Below are 4,480 nucleotides of genomic sequence, written 5' to 3' on the forward strand. Positions count from 1 at the left end.
GCCAACGACGTGGCCAACCCGGCGGCGAAGAACGATCCGAAATCGCCGATTGCCGGCATGCCGATCCTCGAGGCGTTCAAGGCCAAGACCATCATCGTCAACAAGCGCTCGATGGCCAGCGGCTACGCCGGTCTGGACAACGAACTGTTCTACCTGGATAAAACCATGATGGTGTTCGGCGACGCGAAAAAGGTCATCGAAGACATGGTCAAAGCCGTCGACTAACCTTCTACGGCACACAGAACGCCCCGACTCGTCGGGGCGTTTTTGTTTGCGCAAATCGTCGGACAAACTATTCTTTTGTTACCGATCCGGTAACGGTGTTTTGCTTGAAAGGCCCGGAATAGACGCCTCGATTGCGACCTTGGTAGCGGGACAGAAGCTGGCGCAATTCACTAGACTGCACGTCCTGCTACCTGTTGCCCGAGATAACAATCCATGTACCGTGACCGTATTCGCCTGCCTTCGTTGTTGGACAAAGTGATGAGCGCTGCCGACGCTGCCGCTCTGATTGAGGACGGCATGACCGTCGGCATGAGTGGCTTTACTCGCGCCGGCGAAGCCAAGGCCGTCCCCCAGGCGCTGGCCGAGCGCGCCAAGGTCACGCCGCTGAAGATCAGCCTGATGACCGGCGCGAGCCTGGGCAACGACCTCGACAAGCAGTTGACCGAAGCTGGCGTGCTATCGCGACGCATGCCGTTTCAGGTCGACAGCACCCTGCGTAAGGCGATCAATGCCGGYGAAGTCATGTTCATCGACCAGCACTTGTCGGAAACCGTGGAGCAATTGCGCAACCAGCAATTGAAACTGCCGGACATTGCCGTGATTGAAGCCGTGGCGATCACCGAGCAAGGGCATATCGTGCCAACCACCTCGGTCGGCAACTCGGCCAGCTTCGCGATTTTCGCCAAGCACGTGATTGTCGAGATCAACATGGCACACAACCCCAACCTCGAAGGCCTGCACGACATCTATATCCCGACCTATCGTCCGACCCGCACCCCGATTCCATTGGTCAAAGTCGACGACCGCATCGGCAGCACTGCCATCCCGATTCCAGCGGAAAAAATCGTTGCCATCGTGGTCACCAACCAGGCTGACTCGCCCTCCACTGTGCTGGCGCCGGACGCCGAGACCCAAGCCATTGCCGACCACCTGATCGACTTCTTCAAACAGGAAGTGGCAGCCGGACGCATGACCAACAAGCTCGGCCCGCTACAGGCCGGTATCGGCACCATCGCCAACTCGGTGATGTGTGGCCTGATCGACTCGCCGTTCGAAGACCTGACGATGTATTCCGAGGTGCTGCAGGATTCGACCTTCGACCTGATCGATGCGGGCAAGCTGAGTTTTGCTTCGGGCAGTTCGATCACCCTGTCGAGCCGGCGCAATGCCGACGTGTTCGGCAATCTGGAGCGCTACAAGGACAAACTGGTCCTGCGTCCGCAGGAGATCTCCAACCACCCTGAAGTCGTGCGCCGTCTCGGCATCATCGGCATCAACACCGCCCTGGAGTTCGACATATATGGCAACGTCAACTCCACCCATGTCTGCGGTACACGGATGATGAACGGCATCGGTGGCTCGGGCGACTTCGCGCGCAACGCGCACCTGTCCGTGTTCGTGACCAAGTCGATCGCCAAGGGTGGTGCGATCTCCAGTGTGGTGCCGATGGTGAGCCACGTTGACCATACCGAACATGACGTCGACATCCTCGTGACCGAAGTCGGTCTGGCAGACCTGCGAGGCCTGGCACCGCGGGAGCGTGCCCGGGTCATCATCGACAAGTGCGTGCACCCGGATTACCGCCAGGCGCTGAATGATTACTTCACCGCCGCATGCGCCATCGGCGGGCACACCCCGCACATTCTGCGTGACGCCTTGAGCTGGCACATAAACCTGGAAGAAACCGGGCAAATGCTGAAGAAGTAATTGGTACAGATAGCAGCTGGCGCAAACACAGTTTCGTCAGCTTGCTCTTGCCTCTTCGCAATATGAAAAAAACTGTACTGCTGTACCGGTCATTTCCTAGGGAAAATTCCTACCCAATCGGACAAAAACAGCAATTTCGCACCTTAATAGTGCGGACAGGTACAGTTGCCTCTATTTCGACCAGTACACCCCCTATAAACAGTTAACTGAGCCCTCACAATACAGATAAACTGTATCTACAGGGACTAGGCAAACGAGAGGATCATGGGCACCAGTTAAACCACTACCTAATCCCGCCATAAGCGGAAGGATGACCACCATGGAACGTACACTCAGTTCCGATCTGTTCTTTCAAGACACTGCTGCAAAAACCCAGGCTTCCATGCCTCTGCGCGTTATCRCCAACCTGATGCTGTGGCAGCGCCGCATCACCAGCCGCCATCAACTGGCTCGCCTGGACTCGCGTCTGCTGGCTGACGCCGGGATTAGCGAAGCACAACGCTACGAAGAGCTGAGCAAGCCGTTCTGGCGCTAAGTTAGCGTCGCTGGCTCTGACCTGAAGGTCCACCGCCAGCAACCCGAATTGAAAAAACAAGACCCGTCGTGGGAAACCACGACGGGTTTTGTCGTTTTGGCCTGTCAAATCCGGTCTGACAGTAGGGAATCCTCAACACCAGTACAGTTTGCAAAAAGCACTAACTGAATGAGTACAATATTGCCGTAGTGTGTCTGTAATGGATATTCGGCGGGTGTCAGCATGAAGCTCTCCACTTATCAGGACAGGGACCGCGCCATGAATTCTTTACAGGATGTTTCCACGCCCGAAATTCAATCGAGACCTTGCCTGAACTGGGTCAGAGATCTGTTAACAGGACTGTTCGCTAGTCTCGAAAGGGCGAGAACACGACGTTTACTGGCTCAACTCGATGATTGTCAGCTATCAGATCTTGGTATCAGCCACGCCGACCGCATCAATGAATTGGATAAACCGTTCTGGCGCTGACTTCCTGTTTGCATGACGGGCTGTTCGAACTGACACACTCAGGCCTAATATCAAACCAGAACGTGGCGAGCGCCAAGCGCCTGGCGTCTGACTTTGCAGACACTGCGCCATTTTTCAATTGGTTTACACAAAGGAGTTACCCATGTCCCGTCTCCGTCTGCTCAGCGCTGCAGCCCTGTTTGCCGTAGCTGCCAGTGCCCAAGCCAGCAGCTTCATCGTGACCACGGATGCTGTCGTCAATGCACTCAAAGCCACGTCCGATGCGACTACCGATGTCGTCTCGTCTTCGTTCAAGGATGACAAGATCGTCCTCGCGGCCCGTGACGACGCTGCCAGCTTCGTCGCCAGTGAAGGTTCCATCCGCGGCGTGAAACTGGAAAGCGCCATCGACCACATTCACCGCCAGGCGCCACAGCTGAACGCAACCGACGCCCAACTGGCGCAAGCGATCCTGACGATCTAAACGACTGCACAGACATGGGGCACGCCCGGCGCGCCCCAATGTTTCGACGCTGGCTCTAGATCGGGCCTTGCGCTAGCCTTGTGACTCATTTTCACCTGTCGAGTCTCATGCGTTTTCCTTCAAGTCTCTTGATCGCTCCAGTCTTTCTTACCCTTGGTTACTGCGGATCGGCCCACGCTTATGACGCCTTCAATCTGTCCACCCAAGGCATCGTCGCCAGCGGTTACGCCACAAGTTTGGTGACCAGCGCCCCCTTCGACCATAAACTGCTGCTCGCCGCCCAGGATGACGCTGCGGCATTCATTGCCAGTGATGGCCAACTGAGAGGCGCACGACTGGAGTCGGCCCTGCGGTATCTGCGCCGATCCCAGGCAAAACTTCATGCCAGCGACCTTGAACTGGCACAAGCAATTCTCGTCCAATAGTTATCCCTGTTTTTCTGGAGTCGTTCCATGCGTAACCCGCTGATTGCTGCCACCTTAGGCCTGCTGCTGTTGGCCGATGTGTCCCAGGCACATACTCTGGTTGCCACCAGTAACATGCTGATCCGCGCCACCCAGCGCACCCTCGATTTCACCTCCGACACCACCACGTCCATTCGCGATTCGAAAATCGTGCGCGAAGCCCAGGACGACGCCGCCAGTTTCGTTGCCAGCAATGGCGACATTCGTGGCGCTCACCTGGAATCCGCCTTCGATTTGCTGCGCACCCGCGTGCCGGAAGCCCGTGACGCCAGTGACCAGGACCTCGCCGAAGCCATCCTCGCACTGTGAAGCGTCCATGCGCCTGGCTGCTGGCCGGGGCCCTGTTGCTGCTCGGCAACACGGCCCACGCAGGCCTTCAGTTACAGCTCAAGACCGAAGGCCTGACGCCCGCGCAACAGCAAGCCAGCCAGGCGTTGCTCGATGAAGCCATGCAGGCGCTGCCGCCACGCTTTATCGAGCAACTCGATCGACGCATCGACGTCGGCTGGACCGATGACATGCCACGCAACGCCTACGGTCAGGCATCACTGGTGTCCGAGCTCGATCTGAACCGCAACCTGCTGGCCGGCCTCACCGATGGCAGCGCCGCGACGAGGA

General features: G+C 57.5%; 8 protein-coding genes. All 8 read left to right on the top strand.

Annotated elements, in window-relative coordinates:
* Positions 1–225 (top strand): NAD(P)(+) transhydrogenase (Re/Si-specific) subunit beta (locus tag AC1DVH_RS26635; protein WP_477756307.1); only part of this gene is annotated, 225 nt, incomplete at its 5' end.
* Positions 226–438: 213 nt separating this feature from the next.
* Positions 439–1,932: an acetyl-CoA hydrolase/transferase family protein gene (locus AC1DVH_RS26640; RefSeq protein ID WP_008018492.1), complete on the top strand. Its 1,494-nt coding sequence runs from the start codon at positions 439–441 to the stop codon at positions 1,930–1,932.
* Between the two features lie 382 nt (positions 1,933–2,314).
* Complete coding sequence (locus AC1DVH_RS26645) at positions 2,315–2,467, top strand: DUF1127 domain-containing protein (RefSeq protein ID WP_477756311.1); 153 nt, start codon at positions 2,315–2,317, stop codon at positions 2,465–2,467.
* 258 nt (positions 2,468–2,725) lie between these two features.
* Entirely contained in the window at positions 2,726–2,935 is a 210-nt protein-coding gene (locus AC1DVH_RS26650) for a DUF1127 domain-containing protein (protein ID WP_477756312.1), read from the top strand.
* A gap of 142 nt (positions 2,936–3,077) precedes the next feature.
* Positions 3,078–3,398: a DUF2388 domain-containing protein gene (locus tag AC1DVH_RS26655; RefSeq protein WP_477756308.1), complete on the top strand. Its 321-nt coding sequence runs from the start codon at positions 3,078–3,080 to the stop codon at positions 3,396–3,398.
* Between the two features lie 107 nt (positions 3,399–3,505).
* Positions 3,506–3,823 (top strand): DUF2388 domain-containing protein, encoded by a 318-nt coding sequence (locus AC1DVH_RS26660; RefSeq protein WP_477756309.1) that lies wholly within the window; start codon positions 3,506–3,508, stop codon positions 3,821–3,823.
* Between the two features lie 27 nt (positions 3,824–3,850).
* The gene (locus AC1DVH_RS26665) at positions 3,851–4,171 is read left to right on the top strand and encodes a DUF2388 domain-containing protein (protein ID WP_108231768.1); all 321 of its coding nucleotides are present in this window, start codon (positions 3,851–3,853) and stop codon (positions 4,169–4,171) included.
* Positions 4,168–4,480, top strand: a 313-nt coding sequence (locus AC1DVH_RS26670; RefSeq protein ID WP_477756310.1) for a DUF7844 domain-containing protein, incomplete at its 3' end; no start/stop codon positions are given. The genes AC1DVH_RS26665 and AC1DVH_RS26670, both read left to right, overlap by 4 nt.

This window comes from Pseudomonas sp. P4_C3, assembly GCF_056402075.1.

What these genes read in the sequence shown, in the direction of transcription:
- AC1DVH_RS26650 (WP_477756312.1), top strand. Translation starts at nt 2,726, where the DNA reads ATGAATTCTTTACAGGATGTTTCCACGCCCGAAATTCAATCGAGACCT.
- AC1DVH_RS26655 (WP_477756308.1), top strand. Translation starts at nt 3,078, where the DNA reads ATGTCCCGTCTCCGTCTGCTCAGCGCTGCAGCCCTGTTTGCCGTAGCT.
- AC1DVH_RS26660 (WP_477756309.1), top strand. Translation starts at nt 3,506, where the DNA reads ATGCGTTTTCCTTCAAGTCTCTTGATCGCTCCAGTCTTTCTTACCCTT.
- AC1DVH_RS26665 (WP_108231768.1), top strand. Translation starts at nt 3,851, where the DNA reads ATGCGTAACCCGCTGATTGCTGCCACCTTAGGCCTGCTGCTGTTGGCC.